This window comes from Streptomyces sp. OfavH-34-F, from assembly GCF_022347745.1.
GTDB lineage: Bacteria > Actinomycetota > Actinomycetes > Streptomycetales > Streptomycetaceae > Streptomyces.
The window spans coordinates 62,319-84,894 of record NZ_JAKRGC010000004.1 but is presented as its reverse complement, the minus strand read 5'-3'; the positions used below and the strand labels follow the sequence as shown (position 1 = coordinate 84,894).

Genomic DNA, 22,576 nt, shown 5'->3' with positions numbered 1-22,576 from the left:
GCGCGGGGCGTCGCCGGCCGCGCCCCTTGGCGTTGGCGGCGCGCCTGCGCTCGGCACGGCCGCCTGGGGACGGCGCGGGCGTCACGGAAGCGCCGGTGCCGGGTACGTCCTCGGGCTCATCGGGTCCGGTGTACGCGTCCGGCTCCTGGCGGTGCGCCGGTCCGGGTCCTGCGTCCGCCTCGTACGGCGGGGGCGGTTCGTAAGGTTCGTACGGTTCGTACGGGTCTATTCGGTGGAACACCGCCGTGGGCGGCTCGGTGCCGTCGTCCCCCAGAGGCTGCGGGGCCGCCGGGGGCTGCCGCACGGGCTCCTGGTGGCCGTACCAGTCCCGTTGGTAGCCCTCGGGGTCGTACCACTCCTGCGGGCCCTCCTGAGCGCCCTGGAGGCCGTACGGCGCCTGCTGCTGCGAGGGGACGGGCCCCGGTCCGGGCAGCGGGTCGTTCAACGGGTCCGACAGCCGGTGCGCCGCCGCCTGGAACGCCGCCGGGTCCTCGTACGCCCGCGCATCGTGCGGGTTGTCCTGCCCGGTCCCGGCTCCGTGGCGGAGTGGGGTCACGCGACGGCCTTGCCCACCACCGGAGCGAGCCCCGCCGACCTCTCGACGGCTCCGGTGTCCCCGCAGCGCACCAGCCAGTTGGCCAGCATCAGATGTCCGTGCTCGGTGAGCACCGACTCGGGATGGAACTGCACGCCCTCCACGGCCAGTTCCCGGTGGCGCAGGCCCATGATGATGCCGTCCGCCGTCCGGGCGGTGACCTCCAGCTCGGCGGGGACGGTGTCCGGTTCGGCGGCGAGCGAGTGGTAGCGGGTCGCGGTGAAGGGCGAGGGCAGCCCGGCGAAGACGCCCGCGCCCTCGTGGAGCACCGGGGACGTCTTGCCGTGCAGCAGCTCGGGGGCGCGGCCGACGACACCGCCGTACGCGACGGCCATGGACTGCATGCCCAGGCAGACGCCGAAGACCGGGACGCCGGTGGCCGCGCAGTGCCGCACCATGTCGACGCAGACGCCCGCCTCCTCCGGCGTACCGGGGCCGGGGGAGAGCAGGACGCCGTCGAACCCGTCCTGGGCGTGGGCGGTGGTCACCTCGTCGTTGCGCAGCACCTCGCACTCGGCGCCGAGCTGGTAGAGGTACTGGACGAGGTTGAAGACGAAGCTGTCGTAGTTGTCGACGACCAGGATGCGGGCGCTCATCGTCCGGCCCCCGTCGCCGCGCTCGCGCCGTCCACCGTCACGTCACCGAACGGGAGCAGCGGTTCCGCCCACGGGAAGACGTACTGGAACAGCACATAGACGACGGCCAGGGCGAGCACGAGCGAAATCACCGCGCGGACCCACACGTTGCCCGGCAGATGGCGCCAGATCCAGCTGTACATCAGACCCTCCATTCGGTACGGGACCAGACTAAAGGCCGCCGGGCCCGGCGTGGGTCGGCTGTGGAAAACCTCGCGGCGCCGCCCGTCCGGGCAGGTCGTCCCTACTCCGCGGGCTCCGCGTAGTGCAGGTCCACCGTGCCGGAGTAGCCGGGGAGGGTCACCGAACCGTGCTCGTCCACGTCCCAGCCGAGTCCGTACGCCTTCACGTACAGCAGGTAGTTCTGGATCGCCGGCGAGGCGTCGAGCGCCTTGCGCAGCGCGCCGGTGTCGCCCACGGCGGTGATCTTGTACGGGGGCGAGTAGACGCGGCCCTGGAGGATCAGGGTGTTGCCGACGCAGCGCACGGCGCTGGTGGAGATCAGCCGCTGGTCCATGACCTTGATGCCGCGGGCGCCGCCCTGCCACAGGGCGTTGACGACCGCCTGGAGGTCCTGTTGGTGGATGACCAGGTCGTTGGGCTGGGGTTCGGGGTAGCCCGGGCTCGCGGTGGCGTTCGGCGGGGCGTCGTCGAGCGTGACGGACACGGCGCTGCCGGACAGCTTCGTGGTGCCGGCGGTCCGCTCCAGCGCCCTGAGCCGGGCGGCCTCCGCCTTGGTGCTGCCGTTGTCGCGCTGGGCGAGGCGGTCGATGTCCCCGCGCACGGAGGCGGCGGACTCCTCCAGCGCCGCGTTCTTGCCGCTGCGCTGCTGGATGAGGTCGGAGAGTTTGAGGAGCGAGGCGTCGGTGCGGATATTGGTGCCCTTGGCCGTATTCGCGCTGGTTACGAAGATGAGCCCGGCAAGGGCGAAAACGGCAGCCGTGAGCACTCTGGCCGGGTGCCGGAAGGGGCTCCGGGCCGGTCCGGCGGGGGAGTCGGCAGAATTGCTCAACGTACCCTTATCTCCTTCGGTGCCACGGAAGGACTACGCTAACGGACGTCCGGGGGAGGCCACATTCCCCCTCCCGCCCCACCCCGGCGCCAGTCAGAGATCCCTGCGCGGTCACGCAGCGCATCGACAGGAGAGTTCCTCGTGCCGAAGTCACGTATCCGCAAGAAGGCCGACTTCACGCCGCCTCCGGCGAAGCAGGCGACCAACATAAATCTGACCAGCCGCAGCTGGGTGGCGCCCGTCATGCTGGCGCTCTTCCTGATCGGTCTGGCCTGGATCGTCGTCTTCTACGTGACCGACGGCGATCTGCCGGTCCCCTCGCTCGGCAACTGGAACATCGTCGTGGGCTTCGGCTTCATCGCCGGCGGCTTCGGCGTCTCCACCCAGTGGAAGTAGCCTCCGCGACCACCGCGCAGACCACATAGCCACACCGCCGCGCAACCCCTGCCCTGAGTTACCCACAGCGTTATCCACAGGCGGGGGAAAAGGTCAGACGATCTGTGGATAACTCACAGCCTGTTGACGCCGGTGTGACTGCGGCCGGGCTCGCACTCGGCCAAGACGCCCCTTGTCCCATCTGGGAAAACCCAGTTCAGGGACAAGGGGCACAGTTGTGCCCGCACTGTGCACAAGATCAGGGTCACGCTGTGGAATCCTGTGGACAACTTCGGTCACAAACGGTCCACACCGATACCCGCGCCAGCACCGGGAGCGGCTTCTAGGTCAGCGCGGCCGTTCTGGCCACCACGATCACGAGGGTGGCCACGAGGACCGCGGCACAGGTGCCGAACTGCACGAGGTTCCGGCGCTCGCGCGGCGCGTGCACCATGCCGATCCCGATCAGCACCCCCGCGATCAGCCCCCCGATGTGGGCCTGCCAGGCGATCCCGCCCCAGGGGTTGAAGGTGATCACCAGGTTGATCGCGAGAAGCACGAAGACCGGGCGCATGTCGTAGTTCAGCCGGCGCATCAGCACGGCGGTCGCGCCCAGCAGGCCCCAGACGGCGCCGGAGGCACCGAGCGAGGGCTGGTTCGGCGCCGCGAGCCAGTACGTCAGGGCACTGCCCGCCAGCCCGGAGAGCAGGTACAGCGCAAGGTAGCGGGCCCGGCCGAGCACCGCTTCCAGCGGGCCGCCCAGCCACCACAGGCCCAGCATGTTGAAGCCGATGTGCCACGGCGCCTCGTGCAGGAACATGGCCGTGACCAGCCGGTACCACTGGCCCTCGGCAACACCTTCCACGGGGCCGTAGTCGTGGACGAAGGCCCGGCCCAGCAGCATCAGGTCGTCGAGCAGCGCCCTGTCCATCGCCGCCGCGATGAACACGACGATGTTGATCCCGATGAGGATCTTCGTGATCAGCCGGGGGTCGTCCGCGACGACACCGCCCGCCAGCGTGCGCGGCCGGGCGGCGGTGGCGCCGTGACCCGTACCGGACCCCTCACGGACGCAGTCCGGACACTGGAAGCCGACCGAGGCACCGATCATGCAGTCCGGGCAGATGGGCCGCTCGCACCGGACGCACCGGACGCCCGTCGGCCGGTCCGGATGGCGATAGCAGACGGCCGGGTCCGGCGCGGGCGGTCCAGGCGTGCCGGGCGGCTGCTGGTCCATCGGTCCCATGGCTTCCGGTCCCCTCGGTCCTCGTCCTGCGGTCCTTCTCGTACGGTCCCCTTCGGCACACGGGACGCACGAGGCACCGCCCCGCGCGTCCGTCCCGTCATTGAGATACGGACGAGCGGGGCGGTTGGTTCCCCGAACATGGGACCGGAGAGTGACCGGGCGGTGACGAAGGGTCTCAGCGCTTCTCGACGACGACCGACTCGATGACGACGTCCTTCACCGGACGGTCGGTGCGCGAGTTGGTGTCGGCCTCCGCGATGGCGTCGACGACCCGCTTGCTCGCTTCGTTCGTCACCTCGCCGAAGATGGTGTGCTTGCCGGTCAGCCAGGAGGTCGGCGCGACCGTGATGAAGAACTGCGAGCCGTTGGTGCCGGGGCCCGAGTTGGCCATGGCGAGCAGGTACGGCTTCGTGAAGGCGAGGTCGGGGTGGAACTCGTCCGCGAACTTGTAGCCCGGACCGCCCGTGCCGTTGCCCAGCGGGTCACCGCCCTGAATCATGAAACCGCTGATCACACGGTGGAAGACGGTGCCGTCGTACAGCCGGTCCTTGGTCTTCGCACCGGTCTCCGGGTTGATCCACTCGCGTTCGCCGTTGGCGAGTTCGACGAAGTTCCTGACCGTCTTGGGAGCGTGGTTCGGCAGCAGCCGGATCTCGATGTCGCCCTGGTTGGTCTTCAAGGTGGCGTAAAGCTCTTCGGCCACGATCTGCCTTCCGTGAGTCTGCACATGTGCTCAGCGCGGCCGCGCCGCGCGTCGGCCCGCCCGGCAACCGGCCCGGACCCGACGCCCCGATCCTTGCACGGGGCGCCCCGGCGGTGCCCGAGGCGAGCACCGGGTGGCTTCCCGCGCCGCCCCCGTGTGAACCGTGCCGCCAGGTGCGCGCCGTACCGGGGCGCGGCGGACGGAAGCGTGGCATGGTCGGCGAAAGGCTCCCCTTGCCCCGAACGACCCGAGACGTCCCCTGCGTGAGGGATACCCCGGATGCCCACTCCACGTGCCGCACCGACCCCACGCAGGCATGATCTCGAAATGGGTGGAAAGGCGGAGTACCAACCCGCCACCAAGGAGGAGGAATCCCGTGACCCGCATCGACAGCGTGCGTGCCGCAACCGACTCGGCGAGGGACAGCGTGCAGCACGCCGCGGACGTGGTGGCGCCCTACGCCGATACGGCCAAGGAACAGGCCGTTCACTACGCGCACGAGGCACGCACACTGCTGGCACCCAAGGTGTCGAAGGCAGCCAGGCAGGCCCGTGTCCAGTACGGCGCACACGTCGCCCCCCGCATCGAGCTCGCCCGCACGCACGTCCCCCCGAAGGTCGACGAGGTCGCCACGCGTGCCGCCCAGCAGACCCGCCGGGCCGCTCGCAGCGCCGCGGACTACACCGTCCCGCGCATCGAGAGCGCCATGGCCGCCGCCCAGCCGGTGGCCGAGGAGGCCGCGCAGCGCAGCGCAGCCGCCGTCGCCGCGCTGCGCGGCCAGGTCACGGCCGAGCAGATCCGCAAGCTCGCCCGCAAGCAGCACCGGCGGGCCAGGGTCGGCATGGCGTTCAAGGGCGTGGCCGTGACCGGCGTCCTCGCGATCGCCGGGTACGCCGCCTGGCGCTGGTGGGACAAGCAGGCCAACCCGGAGTGGCTGGTGGAGCCGCCGGCCCCCACCGAGGTCGACGACCGCGCCCCGCTGTCCTCCGTGGACGGCAGCCCGCACTCCTCGTCGCTCCTGGACCCCGAGGTCGAGGCCAAGCAGGCGGACGCCGAGGCGACGGGCGAGGACGGCCCGGGCCCCACGGACCCCGAAGGACGCCCCTGACCCCGGCGCCGACCGGCTTCGCCGCCGTGGAGGACGTCCGCGCTCTCCGACGGCCCGGCCGGCTGTCGCGCACCTCGCCTCAGGCATATGCAAAGAGGTCCCCCGACCCGCGTTTCCGCAGGTCGGGGGACCTCTGAGATGTGGAGCCTAGGAGATTCGAACTCCTGACATCTGCCTTGCAAAGGCAGCGCTCTACCAACTGAGCTAAGGCCCCGACAGCATGCAGCCCTGAACGCCGCGACGTTCGGCCACCGCCGCAGAACAGAGTACCGGCTCACCCCCGTGTTCCTGCAAAAATACGGGGACTCCCCGTGCGCGACCACGCTCCGTAAGATGCTGGTCGAGGTTCGCAGCAGCGAAGCCGATGCGAAGGGGAGACGCAATGGATGCAGCGCAACAAGAGGCGACGGCCAGAGCCAGAGACCTCCAGCGCAGTTGGTACGGAGAGCCGTTGGGCGCGCTCTTCCGCCGGCTGATCGACGATCTCGGCCTCAACCAGGCCCGGCTCGCCGCGGCCCTCGGACTCTCCGCTCCCATGCTCTCCCAGCTCATGAGCGGCCAGCGCGCGAAGATCGGCAACCCGGCGGTCGTGCAGCGCGTGCAGGCCCTCCAGGAACTGGCCGGTCAGGTCGCCGACGGCAGTGTCAGCGCCGGCGAGGCCGCGGCCCGCATGGAGGAGATCAAGAAGTCCCAGGGCGGATCGGTCCTCGCCGGCACCGGCCAGACCACATCGACCGGCGGGGCGCCCACCGTGCGCCGGGTGGTCCGGGAGATCCAGTCGCTGCTGCGTTCGGTCGCGGCCGCCGGTGACATCATCGATGCGGCGGACTCCCTCGCCCCGACCCACCCGGAACTGGCAGAGTTCCTCCGGGTGTACGGGGCGGGGCGCACCGCGGAAGCGGTGGCGCACTACGAGAGCCACCAGAGCTAGACCCCGAGCGGTACAGGGGCACGGGCCGGAACAGGAACGGGGAGCGGGCGCAGCGCCATGGGTGAGGTCTTCGCCGGACGGTACGAACTGGTCGATCCGATCGGCCGCGGGGGGGTCGGTGCCGTCTGGCGCGCCTGGGACCACCGCCGGCGCCGCTACGTGGCGGCCAAGGTCCTCCAGCAGAGCGACGCGCACACGCTGCTCCGCTTCGTCCGGGAACAGGCGCTGCGCATCGAGCACCCGCATGTCCTGGCACCGGCCAGCTGGGCCGCCGACGACGACAAGGTCCTGTTCACCATGGACCTCGTCAGCGGCGGCTCACTCGCCCATGTCATAGGCGACTACGGCCCGTTGCCGCCGCGTTTCGTCTGCACCCTGCTCGACCAGCTGCTGTCCGGCCTCTCGACCGTGCACGCCGAGGGCGTCGTGCACCGCGACATCAAGCCCGCCAACATCCTGCTGGAGGCCACCGGCCGGGGCCGCCCGCATCTGCGGCTGTCCGACTTCGGCATCTCCATGCGCAAGGGCGAGCCCCGGCTCACCGAGACGAACTACGTCGTGGGGACGCTGGGTTACTTCGCGCCCGAGCAGATGATGGGCGCGGAGCCCGACTTCCCTGCGGACCTCTTCGCGGTCGGCCTGGTCGCCCTCTATCTGCTCCAGGGCACCAAGCCCGACTCCCAGGAACTCGTCGAGCACTTCGCCGAGTACGGCACGCCGAGCGCGCCCGACGGCGTCCCGGAACCGCTGTGGCAGGTCATAGCGGGGCTGCTCCAGCCGGACCCCCAGAACCGTTTCCGCACCGCCACGGGGGCGCGCAAGGCGCTGACGGCCGCCGTGGAGATGCTGCCCGAGCCCACGGGCGACGAGGAGCCGGTGGAGGTCTTCGACCAAATCGGCCCGCTGCCCGAGGGATTCGGCCCGGACGGACCCGTGACGCCCGGACAGACGGCACCGACCCCGGCCCCGACACCGGCCGCGGCCCCCGCTCCGGACACCCCGCCGGCGCCCGCGCCGAACCCGCCCGTGCCGAACCCGGCCTCCTCGCAGCCCCTTTCGGGCGCCGCCATGTCCGAGACGGGCAGCTTCCACCTCCCGCCGCCCGAGCCGGCTTTTCCCGCGCCCCACGCCCCGCAAACCGCCGCCCCTGCGGCCGCGTACGGCTACCCGGCCCCCGCGCCGGCCCCGTACACCCTCCCCTACACCGCCCCGCAGCACGGGCCGTCCTTCCCGGACCAGGTGCCGGCGCCGCAGGGCCGCGCCGCTGCCGGAACGCGTCCGGGACCGTCCCCGAAGGTGGCGGTCCCGGTCCTGCTGGTGGCGCTGGTCTGCTTCGCCGTCGGCATCTGGGCGCTGACCCGGATCTGAGCGCGGCCGCTTCGGCCGTTCACCAGGCCTGCGGCGGGCCCCCGTACGGATACGCCCCGGCGTTCGCGGGGGCCGCGGGCACGGCCGCCGCGCGGCGCCGCGCGACCAGCGTCCACACCCCGAGCCAGAGCACCAGCAGCGTGCCGGTGCCGATACCGGCCGCCGCGACGACCTTCATCGTGCCGCTGTCGGCGCCGGCCGCGGCCTGCGCGCCGCTCTGGCCCTTGCGCGCCGCCTCCTTGTCGCCCTGCGTCACGGCGAAGATCCCCGCGTCACCCTTGTACGGTGCCTCGTCGGCCTTCCCCTCGACGCTGATCTGGAGCGTCAGCGTGATCGGCTTGTCGCCGTACGCCGCCGCGACCCGAGGGCTCAGCGAGACGGAGAGGTAGTACCAGCCGGCGAACCTCATGCCGTTGGTCTCGTCGCTGGAGTCGTACCGGTTCTCGTACGCCACGGGAGGCAGCGGGTCGAACGAGACGGAAGTCGGCTTTCCCGCATACGCCATCGGCGACACCTCGGTGACGTGCCCGAGTGCGGGATTCTCCAGTGACATCGCCAGCGCGCTGCCGACGAATGGATTCTTCGCGGAGGTGCTGTTGCTCAGCCCGGCCGTGGCGTAGAGCTGCTGCCCCCAGTCCACCGGCACCCGGTAGAAGAGGGTCTGCCCCGGCTCGATCCGGTCCTTCCACTCCCCGGTCTCCAGGCTGGTGGCGTCGTAGTGACCGGCGCCCCCGCGCCGGGTGTTGTCCGTGGCCGCGACGGGCGGCGGCGGTGAGGCGGAGGGCCAGGAGGTCGGGGCTTCGGTGGGCCGGGACGAGGGGTTCGCGAGCGCCGGCTCGGAGACGTAGCGCAGTTCCAGCTCCCACTCCCCCTGGTCGGACGCCGCCTTGCTCTGGCGCTCGACGAGCACGTGGTACGTACCGGCCTCCTGGCAGCTTCCGTCCGCCTCGATCCGCCGGGAGGCATAGGCGGCTATGGGGCGCGGATACTGCGCGGACCCGAAGAGGGCGTCCTGCGAACTGCACTCGTCGTCCGAGCTGTCCCGGATGCTGATCGTGACGCCGTCCCCGTAGGCCACCTCGCCACCGGCCTTCGGCACGACGACGGCGGAGACGTAGGCGTTCGTCTTCGCGTCCAGGTTCAGCCGGTAGTACAGCTTCTGGTTGCCCGAGATCGCGCTCCGGTAGACGGTGTCCGGCCGGAGGGCCACCGCGTCGGCGCTGACCTCCTGGCCCGTGACCGTTTCGGCGTCCGGATCGAAGGTGTACGCACCCGGCTCGCCGGCCGCGTACGCCTGTCCGGGCAGCACCGCCACCGCGCACATCGCCGCCACCGCCGCCAGTGCCCCCCGCACCCTGCTGCGCCGCCTCATCACGCGCTTCCCCTCGTCATCGCCGGAGCTGCCCCCGCAGCCCTCACGTACACATCGAACACGGCCGGCATCACAGCCGGGACGGCAACCCCCCGCCCCTGCGCCCACCACCGCGACGACGGCCCATCCTGCCCCTCGCGCCCCACCGGTGTCTGCGGCGGCAACCGAATCGTGCCGCTGATCCACCCCTACTTTGCTCAAGCAAGCTATTGATTCACGGGAGCGAACCCAAGAGCACAGCGGTCACGGTCCCGCAACAGCACGAAGCCCCGGCCGCTTCCGCGACCGGGGCTCGTACCAGGCTGTTCCGTCTCAGACACCCGAACCTGCGGGCACGGAGTCAGTCGCCTCCGTCCACAGATCCTGCTCGGCGCGATCCGCCTGGATCTGGCGGTACACGAGGAGCCCGCCGATGGCGGCCAGTGCGACCAGGAGAAGCTTCTTCACCGCGCGACCTCGTCTTTCGTTGGCGTAGGGGACTTCTGCCGCCCGACTATACACACCGGCCGATATCGACCGGTGACCTCCCCGCAACCCAATTGGCGCCTGTGGGCGTGCGCTCCGTACAGCGGTGTGCGTACCCCTCGGGCGGCTGCGCACACCGTCCGCCGGGAGCCGGGGACAGCCGGTTGAACCATACGAGTGGTGTTCATCTGAAGATCGACGCGTCCGCGGCGTCGATCCATGAAATCGCGGGCCCGATCCACATCATCGGAAAGGTAAGCAAACCGGACCACCCGAAAGTGAGGGGCCATGAGCACCGTCACGGCCAAGAGCATCTGGACCGCCTTCATCACCGCGTTCTTCGCCCTCCTCGCGTCGCTGGGCCTCGCCGGCTCGACCGCCGCCGCCGCGGAATCCACGCACACGAACACGGAGCCGGCGGCGACGACGAGTCCCGCGCACAAGCCCGCCGCCCGCGCAACCGCTACCGGCCCCTCGGTCCGATGGACCCTTCCGCGTGACCGGGCCCTGCCGCCCACGATGAAGCAGCGCATCCGCGCCGAGGCCCACGGCTCCTCACCCGCCACCCGCCATCTGTCCGTGGACACCGGGAACGCCGTGAACACCACCGGCACCGCCCGCACCTCGCACGGCGCCCCGGACCAGGACGCCTCGCTCCTCCCACCGTGACAGCGCCCCCACTGATCCTCCGAGCCCCCGGACCGGTAGCCACCGGACGGGGGCTTTCCCGTGCGCCCCCGCATCCACACCCGCCGAGATGAGTACGTGTACTCACGTCCGGCACCCGGTTCGCGACGAGTATGAGCAGCACCACAGCACACCGCACCGCTCACACCGGGGGAATCCATGCACGCTCGCGCCCTGCTCCGCCTCACCTTCGGCAACCTCGCTTCCGCGATCTACCTGGGGATCGTCGGCGCGACCGTCGTGTTCGAAGTGGCCGCCGCGACCATCGGAGATCCGGGCATGGTGGGAGTCTGGACGTTCCTCGTCACCGCCCCGACCTCCCTGTTCTTCGCCATGCTCTGCGAGGCGATCTGGGGCGTCTCCGACACGTCCGTCTGGTACCTGGGCGTGGCAGTGGCCCTCAGCGCCCTGATCCAGGCGTTCATCCTGGGCGCGCTCACCGAGACCGTACGCGGCCGCCTCCGCCGCCCGGCCGCCGGCTGAACCAGGAGCTTCAGCCCATTCGTGAAGCGGTCGGGGTGGCCGCCGGATCACGGTGCCGGGAGGCGGTCGGCATGCTCGCCGAACTCCTGGAAGACCCACTCATCGGCTGACTCTCCCTGGGGCCTGGACCCGGCATGCATGCTGGTGCCATGACCTTGGACTCATCGAACTCTGTCGTCGAGGCGGGCTGGCAGGCAGTGCGTGCCGACGGGCGTGTAGCCGTCGAGCTGCTGGACGCGGCCTACGCCGAGCCACGCTTGCGGCAGCTCTTCCCCTGGACGGGGATGGGGGAGCTTCACTTCAGCCGTTGCACCGAGAGGCGGTGGACCTGGGACATCCCCTACATCGTGCCCGGCACCGAAGGCACCTATTGGGCCCTCGGGCCGCTGCGATCCGAGTGGGTGGGACAGGTGGCCACAGTGCAGGAAGTCATCGCCCTGGTGGTCGATCGTCTGCCGCCGAACTGCGGTGCCGCCTTCGTGGGCACCCCTGAAGAGCTCGCCGCGCACGAAGCAACGAAGCTGGATCAACAGAAAGACGAAGACCAGGCTCAGAGCGGCTGATGTCAGCCGTAGACGCCGAAGGCCCCCACCGTTTCCGGTGGGGGCCTTCGTGTCTGGTGGGGCTAACAGGATTTGAACCTGTGGCCTCATCCTTATCAGGGATGCGCTCTAACCAACTGAGCTATAGCCCCGCCGCGCTTTTCCGTCGCGCTGACTTCTGAAGATTAGCGCACGTCGGGGCCAGTCCCAAAATCGATACCCGCAGGGCTACTCGTCCTCGGCCAGCGTGAGCTCCACGCCGCCCACGAAGCCCGCCGACAGGTTGTAGATGAAGGCGCCCAGCGTCGCCAGCGCGGTGGCGAGAACCACGTCGATCACGGCGATGACCGACGTGAAAATGAGGACCCGCGGCAGCGACAGGAACGCCTGGAGGTCGAAGCCGTTGCCCTCGTTGGAGCCGGTCGCCTCGCTGATGGTGCCGCCCACGGTGGAGAAGACCCCCATCGCGTCCATCACCATCCACAGGACCGCCGACGCCACCACCGTGCAGATGCCGAGCGCGATGGACAGCAGGAAGCTGACCTTCATCACCGACCACGGATCGGCCTTGGCCACCCGCAGGCGCGCCTTGCGGGTGCGGGGAGTGGTCCGCGCACCCGTCCGCGGCTTGCGGGCCGTCTGGGCCGGTCCCACGCCCTGCGGACCGCCGTAGGAGGGCCCGCCGCCGTGGGTGGCGCCCGCGGGCGCCGGATAGGCCTGCGGCGGGTGGTACGGGCCCGCCTGGCCCGGTGCGGGTTCCCGCTCGCCGGGCAGCGGCCCGGTCGCGTAACCCTCGTACTGGGGCTGAGGGCCCCGCGTATCCGTCACAGTGCCCCCTTGGGAGTCCGTGGCAGGGCCACGGGCACCGTTACCTCCGGCTCCGGAAGCGGCCGAACCGGCGCCCGTGGCTCCACTCACGCTCTACTCCTCGTGCTCCCCGGTCGAGGACGACGTGTCCTCGACATTGCTGTCGACCGTGCCGTCGGCGGACGCCTCGGCGTCCGTCACGGTGGTCACGCCTTCGGCGTCGGCGTCGTCCGGCCCGTCCACCTCATGGGCCTCGCTGCCGGCTTCGGCGTTGCGGGCAATGCCGACGACGGCGTCGCGCTTGCCCAGATTGATCAGTTGGACGCCCATGGTGTCACGGCCCGTCTCCCTGACTTCGCTGACTCGCGTGCGAATCACACCGCCGCCGAGCGTGATGGCGAGGATCTCGTCGCTCTCCTCGACCACCAGCGCGCCGACCAGCATGCCGCGGTCCTCCACGATCTTGGCGGCCTTGATGCCGAGGCCACCGCGACCCTGGACGCGGTACTCGTCGACCGCGGTCCGCTTCGCGTACCCGCCGTCGGTGGCAGTGAACACGAAAGTACCGGGCCTGACGACATTCATCGAGAGCAGTTCGTCCCCGTCGCGGAAACTCATGCCCTTCACGCCCGAGGTCGCGCGGCCCATCGGGCGCAGCGCCTCGTCCGTGGCGGTGAACCTGATCGACTGGGCCTTCTTGCTGATGAGCAGCAGGTCGTCCTCGGCGGAGACCAGCTCCGCCCCGATCAGCTCGTCGGCGGAGCCTTCGGCGTCGTCCGTCTCGCGGAGGTTGATGGCGATGACACCGCCGGAGCGCGCCGAGTCGTAGTCCTTGAGCGCGGTCTTCTTCACCAGGCCGCCCTTCGTGGCCAGGATCAGGTACGGCGCGGCCTCGTAGTCGCGGATGGCCAGGATCTGGGCGATCCGCTCGTCCGGCTGGAAGGCCAGCAGGTTCGCCACGTGCTGGCCGCGGGCGTCCCGGCCGGCGTCCGGCAGTTCGTACGCCTTGGCGCGGTAGACACGGCCCTTGTTGGTGAAGAACAGCAGCCAGTGGTGGGTCGTGGTCACGAAGAAGTGGTCGACGATGTCGTCTTCCTTGAGCTTCGTGCCGCGCACGCCCTTGCCGCCGCGCTTCTGCGAGCGGTAGTCGTCCGTCTTGGTGCGCTTCACGTAGCCGCCGCGGGAGATCGTGACGACGATGTCCTCCTCGGCGATCAGGTCCTCGATGGACATGTCGCCGTCGAAGGGCACCAGCTTGGAACGCCGGTCGTCGCCGAACTTGTCGACGATCGCCGCCAGCTCCTCGCTGACGATCTGCCGCTGCCGCGCGGGCGAGGCCAGGATCTCGTTGTACTCGTTGATCTTCGCCTGGAGCTCGTCGTGCTCGGCGGTGATCTTCTGGTGCTCCAGCGCGGCCAGCCGGCGCAGCTGCATCTCCAGGATCGCGTTGGCCTGGATCTCGTCGATCTCCAGCAGGCCCATCAGGCCCTCACGGGCGATCTCGACCGTCTGGCTGCGCCGGATGAGGGCGATGACCTCGTCGATGGCGTTCAGGGCCTTCAGCAGGCCGCGCAGGATGTGCGCGCGCTCCTCGGCCTTACGCAGCCGGAAGCGGGTGCGCCGGACGATGACCTCGATCTGGTGCGTCACCCAGTGGCGGATGAACGCGTCGATCGACAGGGTGCGCGGCACCCCGTCCACCAGCGCCAGCATGTTGGCGCCGAAGTTGGTCTGCAGATCGGTGTGCTTGTACAGGTTGTTCAGGACGACCTTGGCGACCGCGTCCCGCTTCAGCACGACGACCAGGCGCTGCCCGGTGCGCGAGGAGGTCTCGTCGCGCACGTCGGCGATGCCGCCGATCTTGCCGTCCTTCACCAGGTCGGCGATCTTCTGCGCGAGGTTGTCGGGGTTGGTCTGGTACGGAAGCTCCGTCACCACCAGGCACTGGCGGTTCTGGATCTCCTCGACCGCCACGACCGCGCGCATCGTGATCGAGCCGCGCCCCGTGCGGTACGCCTCCTCGATGCCCTTGCGGCCGACGACCAGCGCGCCGGTCGGGAAGTCCGGGCCCTTGATCCGCTCGATCAGGGCCTCCAGGAGCTCCTCCTGCGAGGCCTCCGGGTTCTCCAGGTACCACTGGGCGCCGGCCGCGACCTCGCGCAGGTTGTGCGGCGGGATGTTGGTCGCCATGCCGACCGCGATGCCCGCGGAGCCGTTGACCAGCAGGTTCGGGAAGCGCGCCGGCAGGACCGTCGGCTCCTGGTTGCGGCCGTCGTAGTTGTCCTGGAAGTCGACGGTCTCCTCGTCGATGTCCCGGACCATCTCCATGGACAGCGGCATCATCTTGCACTCGGTGTACCGCATGGCGGCGGCCGGGTCGTTGCCCGGGGAACCGAAGTTGCCGTTGGAGTCCACCAGCGGCATGCGCATCGACCAGGGCTGCGCCAGGCGGACCAGGGCGTCGTAAATCGAGGAGTCGCCGTGCGGGTGGTACGTACCCATGACGTCCCCGACGACGCGGGCGCACTTGTAGAAGCCCTTCTCGGGGCGGTAGCCGCCGTCGTACATCGCGTACAGCACCCGGCGGTGGACGGGCTTGAGACCGTCCCGTACGTCGGGCAGGGCACGCGAGACGATGACGGACATCGCGTAGTCGAGGTAGGAGCGCTGCATCTCCGTCTCGAGCCCGACGGGCTCGACACGCATGCCCACGCCCTCCACGGGCGGAACCTCTTCGGGCGTCACGGGCACCGGGGTGTTCTCGTCGGCCATTGCTGGTCAAAGTCCTTTCGCGCTGCGGCTTGCTGGGAGGGCCGACTCAGATGTCGAGGAAGCGGACGTCCTTGGCGTTGCGCTGGATGAACGAGCGCCGCGCCTCGACGTCCTCGCCCATCAGCACCGAGAACAGGTCGTCGGCCTGCGCCGCGTCGTCGAGCGTGACCTGGCCGAGCACCCGGTGGTCGACGTCCATCGTGGTGACCCGCAGTTCCTCGGCGTTCATCTCGCCGAGGCCCTTGAAGCGCTGGATCGAGTCTTCCCTGATCCGCTTGCCGTTCTGCTTGCCGAGGGCGACCAGGGCGTCGCGTTCCCGGTCCGAGTACGCGTACTCGTGGTCGTCGCGGCCCCACTTGATCTTGTAGAGCGGCGGGCGCGACAGGTAGACGTGCCCGGCCTCGACCAGCGGGCGCATGAAGCGGAACAGGAACGTCAGCAGCAGGGTGTTGATGTGCTGGCCGTCGACGTCGGCGTCCGCCATCAGGATGATCTTGTGATAGCGGAGCTTGTCGATGTCGAAGTCCTCGTGGACCCCGGTGCCGAACGCCGAGATCAGGGCCTGGACCTCGGTGTTCTGCAGGATCTTGTCGACGCGGGCCTTCTCGACGTTCAGGATCTTGCCGCGGATCGGCAGGATCGCCTGGTACATCGGGTTCCGGCCGGACTTGGCGGAGCCGCCTGCGGAGTCACCCTCGACGATGAAGATCTCGCACTTGGTGGGGTCGTTCGACTGGCAGTCGCTCAGCTTGCCGGGGAGGGACGCGCTCTCCAGCAGGCCCTTGCGCCGGGTCAGGTCGCGCGCCTTGCGGGCCGCCACGCGGGCGGTCGCGGCGGCGATGCCCTTGCGGATGATGTCGGCGGCCTCGTTGGGGTTGCGGTCGAACCAGTCCGACAGCTGCTCGTGGACGATCTTCTGCACGAAGGTCTTGGCCTCCGTGTTGCCCAGCTTCGTCTTCGTCTGACCCTCGAACTGCGGCTCGCCCAGCTTCACCGAGATGATCGCGGTCAAACCCTCGCGGACGTCCTCGCCGGCGAGGTTGTCGTCCTTCTCGCGCAGCAGCTTCTTGTCGCGCGCGTACCGGTTGACGAGGGACGTCAGCGCGGCGCGGAAGCCTTCCTCGTGCGTACCGCCGTCATGCGTGTGGATCGCGTTGGCGAAGGAGTAGACACCCTCGGTGTACTGCGCGTTCCACTGCATGGCGATCTCGACCGACAGCAGCCGTTCCTTGTCCTCCGACTCGATGTCGATCACCGAGGGGTGAACGACCTCGTTCTTGCGGGAGTTGAGGTACTTGACGTAGTCGACGATGCCGTTCTCGTAGTGGTACGTGACCGTACGGGCCGTCTCGTCCTCGGGGACGTCCGACGCCTCCGAACTGTCCGCGCCGACCGTCGCCTTCGCCGACTCGCGCTCGTCGGTCAGCCGGAGGGTGAGGCCCTTGTTGAGGAAGGCCATCTCCTGGAAGCGGCGCGACAGCGTCTCGAAGGAGTAGTCCGTCGTCTCGAAGATGTCGCCGTCGGCCCAGAAGGTGACGCTCGTCCCCGTCTCGTCGGTGGCCTCGTTGCGCGCCAGCGGGGCGGTCGGGACACCGAACTTGTAGTCCTGGGTCCAGCGGTAGCCGTCGGTCTTCACCTCGACGGACACCCGCGTGGACAGGGCGTTGACGACGGAGACGCCGACGCCGTGCAGACCGCCGGAGACGGCGTAGCCGCCGCCGCCGAACTTGCCGCCCGCGTGCAGGACGGTGAGCACGACCTCGACGGCCGGCTTTCCTTCGGACGGCACGATGCCGACCGGGATACCGCGGCCGTTGTCGACCACGCGCACCCCGCCGTCGGCGAGAATCGTGACGTCAATGGTGTCCGCGTGCCCGGCCATGGCCTCGTCGACCGAGTTGTCGACGACCTCCTGCACGAGGTGGTGCAGACCGCGCTCACCGGTCGAGCCGATGTACATGCCAGGTCGCTTGCGGACGGCGTCCAGACCCTCCAGCACGGTGATCGCGCTGGCGTCGTACGAGGTCTTCGCCTCGGCCGGGGCGGGAGCGGCGTCGCCCTCGCCCTGTGTGGACGGAATGTTCTCGTTGGGGTTGCCGGAATCGGCCACGAAGCGCCCTTTCTGGCACAGCACAGGCCGTTCTCCGGGCAGGCGGGAGCGGCTGCGTCGTTCGGCTTGTATCGACGAATCCCGCAAGACGCGGGATTGTGCACCAGTCTACCGGTAGCGGCGACCCGAATGGGGGTTTGCAGGCACCTGAGTACGCATGTGCCGCCCTCAACCAGCGCCTGACGACTCCCCATATCAGGGACGGGGCCCCAGGAGGCTCACACGGGCATGGAGCGCTTCGGCCTGTCAGCCTCCCGCTACGGTGAGGGACGCCCGCTCACCGTCATCCGGTTTCAAGGGCCACGTATTACGGGTCCGCAGCTCCCGCAGTACCCGCTCCTCCTGCCGCGCGCACCGCGAAGCATCCCCCAAGCCTCATGAAAAGCGCAGGTCAGACCCGGTCAGCCATAGGTGTCGCCGGGGCCGGTGCTCCCCGGCGCCCGCAGCGGACCGAACCTGCGCTGCGGCCCGCCCGGACCCAGCACCTTGATCATCCGCACCGTGCCGTGGCCCAGGTCGGCGTTGAGCCGGGCCACCAGCTGGGGCGCCAGCAGCCGCAACTGCGTCGCCCACACCGTCGAATCGCACTGCACCGTCAGCACCCGCTGATCCGGCTCCTCGTCGTACCGCACGGGCACGCAGTGCAGCGCGAGGTCGTCACCGACGATCTGCGGCCAGCGGCCCATCACCCCGCCCACCGCCGCCGGGGTCTCCCAGCCGCGCTCGGTGATCAGCCGGTTGATCGCCGCGCCCAGCGGCAGCGGGTCACGGCCGTCCGCCCGCGCCCCGGAGCGCAGCCCGCCGCCCCGCCGCGCCTGCTTCTTCTGCTGCGCCGCCGCGCCCCGCGCCCGCGCCTGCTCCTTGGCCGCGCGCAGCGCGACCCGTGCCAGGTCCACGCCGGACGGTTCGGCCTGCTTCGGCCGGCTCTCCCCGCCCACCGGGTCCGGCCGGTCGCCGCCCGGGGCCGTTCCCTCACCCGCGCCGTTCACACCCGTTCCACCTCACCGGCGGTGACCGCGTACCGGGTGCCGGCGAGCGCCCCCGGCACGTCGTCGTCCACCGCGGCCGTCACCAGCACCTGCTCGGCGGGGGCCACCAGCTCGGCGAGCCGCTCCCGGCGGCGCGCGTCCAGCTCGGCGAACACGTCGTCCAGCACGAGCACCGGCTCGTTGCCCTCGCCGCGGAGCAGCTCGTACGAGGCGAGCCGCAGCGCCAGCGCGTACGACCAGGACTCCCCGTGGCTCGCGTACCCCTTGGCGGGCATGGAGCGCAGACCGAGGACCAGGTCGTCGCGGTGCGGGCCGACCAGGGTCACACCGCGCTCGATCTCCTGCTTGCGGACCTGGGCCAGGGCCTCGATGATCTGCGCGTACAGCTCCTCACGGCCGCGCTCCGGGCCCGCCTCGGGGCCGACGGTGCCGCGGTAGTCGAGGCTCACCGGCCCACCGCCCGGTGCCACGTCGCCGTACGCCTTGTCCGCCAGCGGCTGGAGCGTGGCGATCAGGTCCAGTCGCTGGGCGAGCAGTTCCGCACCGACCCGCGCCAGGTGCTGGTCCCACACGTCGAGCGTGGAGAGGTCCAGCGAGCGGCCGCCGTGCCTGCGGGCCATGGCCGCCGACTTGAGCAGGGTGTTGCGCTGCTTCAGCACCCGGTCGTAGTCGGACCGCACCCCGGCCATCCTCGGGGAGCGCGCGGTGACCAGCTCGTCAAGGAAGCGCCGGCGTTCGCCGGGGTCGCCCTTCACCAGGGCCAGGTCCTCCGGCGCGAACAGCACCGTCCGGACGATGCCGAGCACGTCACGCGGCCTGACCTGCGAGGACCGGTTGATCCGGGCGCGGTTGGCCTTACCCGGATTCAGCTCGAGCTCGACCAGCTGCGAGCGCTCGCCCTGGGTGACGGCCGCCCTGATCACGGCGCGGTCGGCGCCCATGCGGACGAGCGGAGCGTCCGAGGAGACGCGGTGGCTGCCGAGCGTGGCGAGATAGCCGACCGCCTCGACCAGGTTGGTCTTGCCCTGGCCGTTGGCGCCCACGAACGCGGTGACGCCCGGGTCGAGGGGCACCTCGACGCGGGCGTACGAGCGGAAGTCGGCCAGCGACAGATGCGTGACGTGCATGGTGTGCGCCGACCTTCCCGGCTTCCTGCTTCCGTGCTCCGGCGGTGCGGGAGAGGCGATGCCCCCTCCCGCACCCCGGCGCGGACTACTTCTTGTTCTCGACCGCGTGACCGCCGAACTGGTTGCGCAGCGCGGCGATCATCTTCATCTGCGGGGAGTCGTCCTGGCGCGAGGCGAAGCGCGCGAAGAGCGACGCGGTGATCGCCGGCAGCGGCACGGCGTTGTCGATCGCGGCCTCGACGGTCCAGCGGCCCTCGCCCGAGTCGGCGGCGTAGCCGCGGAGCTTGTCGAGGTGCTCGTCGTCGTCGAGGGCGTTGACCGCGAGGTCGAGCAGCCAGGAGCGGATGACCGTGCCCTGCTGCCAGGAGCGGAAGACCTCGCGCACGTCGGTGACGGAGTCGACCTTCTCCAGGAGCTCCCAGCCCTCGGCGTAGGCCTGCATCATGGCGTACTCGATGCCGTTGTGGACCATCTTGGCGAAGTGGCCGGCGCCGACCTTGCCCGCGTGGACCGAACCGAAGTCGCCCTCGGGCTTGAGCGCGTCGAAGACGGGCTGCACCTTCGCCACGTGCTCGGCGTCGCCGCCGTACATCAGCGCGTAGCCGTTCTCCAGGCCCCAGACACCGCCGGAGACACCGCAGTCGACGAAGCCGATGCCCTTGCGGCCCAGCTCCTCCGCGTGCTTCTCGTCGTCGGTCCAGCGGCTGTTGCCGCCGTCCACGACGATGTCGCCGGGCGAGAGCAGCTCGGCCAGCTCGTCGATGGTGGACTGGGTCGCGGCTCCGGCCGGAACCATCACCCAGACGACCCGCGGACCCTTGAGCTTGCCCACAAGCTCTTCCAGGCTGTGGACGTCGGCGACGTCCGGGTTGCGGTCGTAACCGATGACGGTGTGGCCTGCGCGGCGGATGCGCTCGCGCATGTTGCCGCCCATCTTGCCGAGGCCGACGAGACCGAGCTCCATCAGAGATTCCTTAGCGTTGTGCCGATTCGTACCCACATCCGAGCCTACGCCCGGAAGGGGACAGGACGCCGGGCGTGCTCGGCGCTGAACACGCCCGTCGGGCCCCGCCGGAGCGGGGCCGGTGGGGGTCCGGTCAGCCCGAGAGGCGGACCGGCATGATCAGGTACTTGTAGGCCTCGTCGGCCTCGGCGTCCACGGCGGGGCGGCCGCTGAGCAGCGCCGGCTTGGTGGAGGTCGTGAAGGAGAGCTGGGCGACCGGGGAGTCGATGGCGCTGAGGCCGTCGAGCAGGAAGGTCGGGTTGAAGGCGATCGAGATGTCGTCGCCCTCCAGCACCGCGTCGACCCTTTCCACAGCCTGTGCGTCGTCACTGGAGCCCGCTTCCAGGATCAGGACGCCCTGCTCGAAGGTCAGCCGGACCGGGGTGTTGCGTTCGGCCACCAGGGCTACGCGCTTGACGGCCTCGACGAACGGCGCGGTCTCGATCACGGCCACGGAGTTGAACTCGGTGGGGAAGAGCGTCCGGTACTTCGGCAGGTCGCCTTCGAGCAGTCGGGTGGTCGTACGCCGTCCGGCGCCCTCGAACCCGATGAGCCCCTCGCCCGCGCCCGAGCCGGCCAGCGCCAGCGTGACCGTGTCCCCGCTGGTGAGCGACTTGGCGGTGTCCAGCAGCGTCTTGGCGGGCACCAGGGCGACGGCGGACGCCTCCGGGTCCTCCGGCTTCCAGAGGAACTCGCGGACGGCGAAGCGGTAGCGGTCGGTGGAGGCGAGGGTGACGGTGTCGCCCTCGATCTCGATGCGCACGCCGGTCAGGACGGGCAGCGTGTCGTCGCGGCCGGCGGCGATGGCGACCTGGGCGGCGGCCGAGGCGAAGACCTCACCGGGCACGGTGCCGGTCGCGGTCGGCATCTGCGGGAGCGCCGGGTACTCCTCCACAGGAAGGGTGTGGAGGGTGAAGCGCGAGGAGCCGCAGGAAACGGTCGCCCGTACACCGTCTGTGGAAATCTCCACCGGCCGGTTGGGCAGGGCGCGGCAGATGTCGGCGAGCAGCCGGCCGGAGACGAGAACCGTGCCGTCCTCCTCGACCTCGGCCTCCACCGAGACCCGTGCGGAGACCTCGTAGTCGAAGCTGGAGAAGCTGAGCGCTCCGTCCTCGGCCTTCAGCAGAAGACCCGCGAGAACGGGCGCCGGCGGACGGGCCGGGAGGCTGCGGGCCACCCAGGCCACCGCCTCCGCGAGTACATCGCGCTCCACCCGGATCTTCACCGGAACCGCCTCCTGCTGGTTTCGCCCTGCTTGCGTTCGTCGTCTGGTCGGGCCGCTCCGCCGATGAGACGCGGAGGACGCCGGGGACCAGTCTGACGCACGGCACCGACACTCGGTGCGGCTCGGGGTCAAATCGCGGCGGGAGGCCCGGAGCGCTCCGAGGGCGAGTTGTGCACAGGCCCCACTTCGAAACGGAAACCGGGCCAACTATGAGTGGTGGTAGTAGTAGGGCCTGTGGAAACCGTGGATAACCCCGTTTTCGCAGGTCAGCGCCCGTTTTTTATCCACCGCGCCTGTGGGTGGCACCAGTGGACAACTCGGGCTCTCTGTGGACACCCGGAAGTTGTGCACAAGCCGTACACAGGGGAGGTCACTTTCTCCCCAGGTCTGTCCCCAGCTTTACCCCCGTTCCCCACAGGCCAACCATCCCTCTTGGTGTGACGCCTTTCACTCGCGTCGGTGACGGGGCCTGTCGTGTTGCCGAACAGTGGACAGCGGTGTGGAGAAGCGGTCTCTGACTGGGGAAAACGGCCTCGGGCCTGTGGGTAGCCAGTGGACAACGCGGACCGGTCCCTGTGGACGAAGATTTTTTCCACAGCCTGTGGATCATCGTTGGCCACAAATCCCCAACCCTCTGAGCTGCCCTGATGCGCTTCGGCCGGCTGTGCCTGTGGATGCAGTATGGACAACTTTTGGATCCCCAGGCTGTGGAGGGAAAAAAGTGCCCGGATCTGTGGAGAACACCCGTGACCTCCCAGGTAATCGAACAGAGCGGGGCGTGGGCACCGGGGGCGGTCGGGGCCCGACGGGTGTCCGGAGGCGTGCGGAAGCCGGCTCGCAGCCCCTCGGAGGGGTGCGAAGGGGCCGTTCCGGAGGAGTTGCGAAGGGCATGGCGAGGAGTAGGGAGCCGCTGCGCCGGGAACACGGAAGGGCGCGGTGCGGACTCCTGACGAGTCCGCACCGCGCCCTCGTGGGTGCGCGTGCGTGAGGAGACGGCCGGGCGCCGCGGGAAGCGCGGGGC

The 22,576-nt window shown here is 70.1% G+C and carries 21 protein-coding genes, 2 tRNA genes and 1 pseudogene; 7 read left to right on the top strand and 17 right to left on the bottom strand.

Going from position 1 to position 22,576, the window contains the following annotated elements:
* The 4 genes and pseudogenes from MHW47_RS02025 to MHW47_RS02010 all read right to left on the bottom strand — a co-directional run.
* Positions 1-556: pseudogene (locus tag MHW47_RS02025) on the bottom strand (class E sortase); the annotation flags it as partial.
* Complete coding sequence (locus tag MHW47_RS02020; RefSeq protein ID WP_239220830.1) at positions 553-1,191, bottom strand: aminodeoxychorismate/anthranilate synthase component II; 639 nt, start codon at positions 1,189-1,191, stop codon at positions 553-555. The pseudogene MHW47_RS02025 and the gene MHW47_RS02020, both read right to left, overlap by 4 nt.
* Entirely contained in the window at positions 1,188-1,373 is a 186-nt protein-coding gene (locus tag MHW47_RS02015; RefSeq protein WP_164641389.1) for a hypothetical protein, read from the bottom strand. Before MHW47_RS02015 ends, MHW47_RS02020 begins: the two co-directional genes overlap by 4 nt.
* Positions 1,374-1,474: 101 nt before the next feature.
* Entirely contained in the window at positions 1,475-2,242 is a 768-nt protein-coding gene (locus tag MHW47_RS02010; RefSeq protein WP_239220829.1) for a DUF881 domain-containing protein, read from the bottom strand.
* A gap of 141 nt (positions 2,243-2,383) precedes the next feature.
* Here MHW47_RS02010 and crgA point away from each other — a divergent pair, with 141 nt between their 5' ends.
* A complete protein-coding gene (gene crgA, locus MHW47_RS02005) occupies positions 2,384-2,638 on the top strand; it encodes a cell division protein CrgA (RefSeq protein ID WP_239220828.1) in 255 nt (84 codons plus the stop codon).
* Between the two features lie 322 nt (positions 2,639-2,960).
* Here the strand turns inward: crgA and MHW47_RS02000 are convergent, their stop codons facing one another.
* Together MHW47_RS02000 and MHW47_RS01995 are read right to left on the bottom strand one after the other, a co-directional pair.
* Positions 2,961-3,854 (bottom strand): rhomboid family intramembrane serine protease, encoded by an 894-nt coding sequence (locus tag MHW47_RS02000; protein WP_239220834.1) that lies wholly within the window; start codon positions 3,852-3,854, stop codon positions 2,961-2,963.
* A 184-nt stretch (positions 3,855-4,038) separates the two neighbouring features.
* Complete coding sequence (locus tag MHW47_RS01995) at positions 4,039-4,566, bottom strand: peptidylprolyl isomerase (RefSeq protein ID WP_239220827.1); 528 nt, start codon at positions 4,564-4,566, stop codon at positions 4,039-4,041.
* Positions 4,567-4,942: 376 nt separating this feature from the next.
* Between MHW47_RS01995 and MHW47_RS01990 the strand changes: the two genes are divergently transcribed.
* Positions 4,943-5,674 (top strand): DUF5324 family protein, encoded by a 732-nt coding sequence (locus tag MHW47_RS01990; protein WP_239220826.1) that lies wholly within the window; start codon positions 4,943-4,945, stop codon positions 5,672-5,674.
* 141 nt (positions 5,675-5,815) lie between these two features.
* Here MHW47_RS01990 and MHW47_RS01985 read toward each other — a convergent pair.
* Positions 5,816-5,888 (bottom strand) — tRNA-Ala (locus MHW47_RS01985).
* Between the two features lie 168 nt (positions 5,889-6,056).
* On the opposite strand from MHW47_RS01985, the gene MHW47_RS01980 reads away from it, so the two are divergent.
* On the top strand, positions 6,057-6,605 hold the full coding sequence (locus tag MHW47_RS01980; RefSeq protein WP_239220825.1) for a helix-turn-helix transcriptional regulator: 549 nt from the start codon (positions 6,057-6,059) through the stop codon (positions 6,603-6,605).
* Positions 6,606-6,662: 57 nt separating this feature from the next.
* Positions 6,663-7,973 carry a serine/threonine-protein kinase gene (locus tag MHW47_RS01975; protein ID WP_239220824.1) on the top strand — a complete coding sequence of 437 codons (1,311 nt, stop codon included), beginning with the start codon at positions 6,663-6,665 and terminating at the stop codon, positions 7,971-7,973.
* Between the two features lie 19 nt (positions 7,974-7,992).
* Here MHW47_RS01975 and MHW47_RS01970 read toward each other — a convergent pair whose 3' ends face one another.
* Both MHW47_RS01970 and MHW47_RS01965 read right to left on the bottom strand, forming a co-directional pair.
* Positions 7,993-9,345: a hypothetical protein gene (locus MHW47_RS01970; protein ID WP_239220823.1), complete on the bottom strand. Its 1,353-nt coding sequence runs from the start codon at positions 9,343-9,345 to the stop codon at positions 7,993-7,995.
* Between the two features lie 312 nt (positions 9,346-9,657).
* Positions 9,658-9,792 (bottom strand): DLW-39 family protein, encoded by a 135-nt coding sequence (locus MHW47_RS01965; protein ID WP_003958712.1) that lies wholly within the window; start codon positions 9,790-9,792, stop codon positions 9,658-9,660.
* Between the two features lie 306 nt (positions 9,793-10,098).
* Here MHW47_RS01965 and MHW47_RS01960 point away from each other — a divergent pair, with 306 nt between their 5' ends.
* The 3 genes from MHW47_RS01960 (at position 10,099) to MHW47_RS01950 (ending at position 11,543) form a co-directional block, all read left to right on the top strand.
* Positions 10,099-10,479 (top strand): DUF6344 domain-containing protein, encoded by a 381-nt coding sequence (locus MHW47_RS01960; RefSeq protein ID WP_239220822.1) that lies wholly within the window; start codon positions 10,099-10,101, stop codon positions 10,477-10,479.
* A gap of 177 nt (positions 10,480-10,656) precedes the next feature.
* A complete protein-coding gene (locus MHW47_RS01955; protein WP_239220821.1) occupies positions 10,657-10,980 on the top strand; it encodes an SCO4225 family membrane protein in 324 nt (107 codons plus the stop codon).
* Positions 10,981-11,129: 149 nt separating this feature from the next.
* Positions 11,130-11,543, top strand: coding sequence for a DUF6193 family natural product biosynthesis protein (locus tag MHW47_RS01950; RefSeq protein ID WP_239220820.1), 414 nt, complete (start codon positions 11,130-11,132; stop codon positions 11,541-11,543).
* A gap of 54 nt (positions 11,544-11,597) precedes the next feature.
* Here the strand turns inward: MHW47_RS01950 and MHW47_RS01945 are convergent.
* The 8 genes from MHW47_RS01945 to dnaN all read right to left on the bottom strand — a co-directional run bounded on the left by MHW47_RS01945 (position 11,598) and on the right by dnaN (position 21,555).
* Positions 11,598-11,674, bottom strand: a tRNA-Ile gene (locus tag MHW47_RS01945).
* Positions 11,675-11,750: 76 nt separating this feature from the next.
* A complete protein-coding gene (locus MHW47_RS01940) occupies positions 11,751-12,350 on the bottom strand; it encodes a DUF3566 domain-containing protein (protein WP_239220819.1) in 600 nt (199 codons plus the stop codon).
* Between the two features lie 93 nt (positions 12,351-12,443).
* Positions 12,444-15,101 carry a DNA gyrase subunit A gene (gyrA, locus tag MHW47_RS01935; protein ID WP_239220818.1) on the bottom strand — a complete coding sequence of 886 codons (2,658 nt, stop codon included), beginning with the start codon at positions 15,099-15,101 and terminating at the stop codon, positions 12,444-12,446.
* Positions 15,102-15,147: 46 nt separating this feature from the next.
* A complete protein-coding gene (gyrB, locus tag MHW47_RS01930; RefSeq protein WP_308381267.1) occupies positions 15,148-17,235 on the bottom strand; it encodes a DNA topoisomerase (ATP-hydrolyzing) subunit B in 2,088 nt (695 codons plus the stop codon).
* 377 nt (positions 17,236-17,612) lie between these two features.
* Entirely contained in the window at positions 17,613-18,200 is a 588-nt protein-coding gene (locus MHW47_RS01925) for a DUF721 domain-containing protein (protein WP_374230041.1), read from the bottom strand.
* Positions 18,197-19,327 carry a DNA replication/repair protein RecF gene (gene recF / locus MHW47_RS01920; protein ID WP_239220817.1) on the bottom strand — a complete coding sequence of 377 codons (1,131 nt, stop codon included), beginning with the start codon at positions 19,325-19,327 and terminating at the stop codon, positions 18,197-18,199. Before recF ends, MHW47_RS01925 begins: the two co-directional genes overlap by 4 nt.
* 85 nt (positions 19,328-19,412) lie before the next feature.
* Positions 19,413-20,291: a phosphogluconate dehydrogenase (NAD(+)-dependent, decarboxylating) gene (gnd, locus tag MHW47_RS01915; RefSeq protein ID WP_239220816.1), complete on the bottom strand. Its 879-nt coding sequence runs from the start codon at positions 20,289-20,291 to the stop codon at positions 19,413-19,415.
* A 133-nt stretch (positions 20,292-20,424) separates the two neighbouring features.
* Positions 20,425-21,555 carry a DNA polymerase III subunit beta gene (dnaN, locus tag MHW47_RS01910; protein WP_239220815.1) on the bottom strand — a complete coding sequence of 377 codons (1,131 nt, stop codon included), beginning with the start codon at positions 21,553-21,555 and terminating at the stop codon, positions 20,425-20,427.
* Between the last annotated feature and the right edge of the window lie 1,021 nt (positions 21,556-22,576).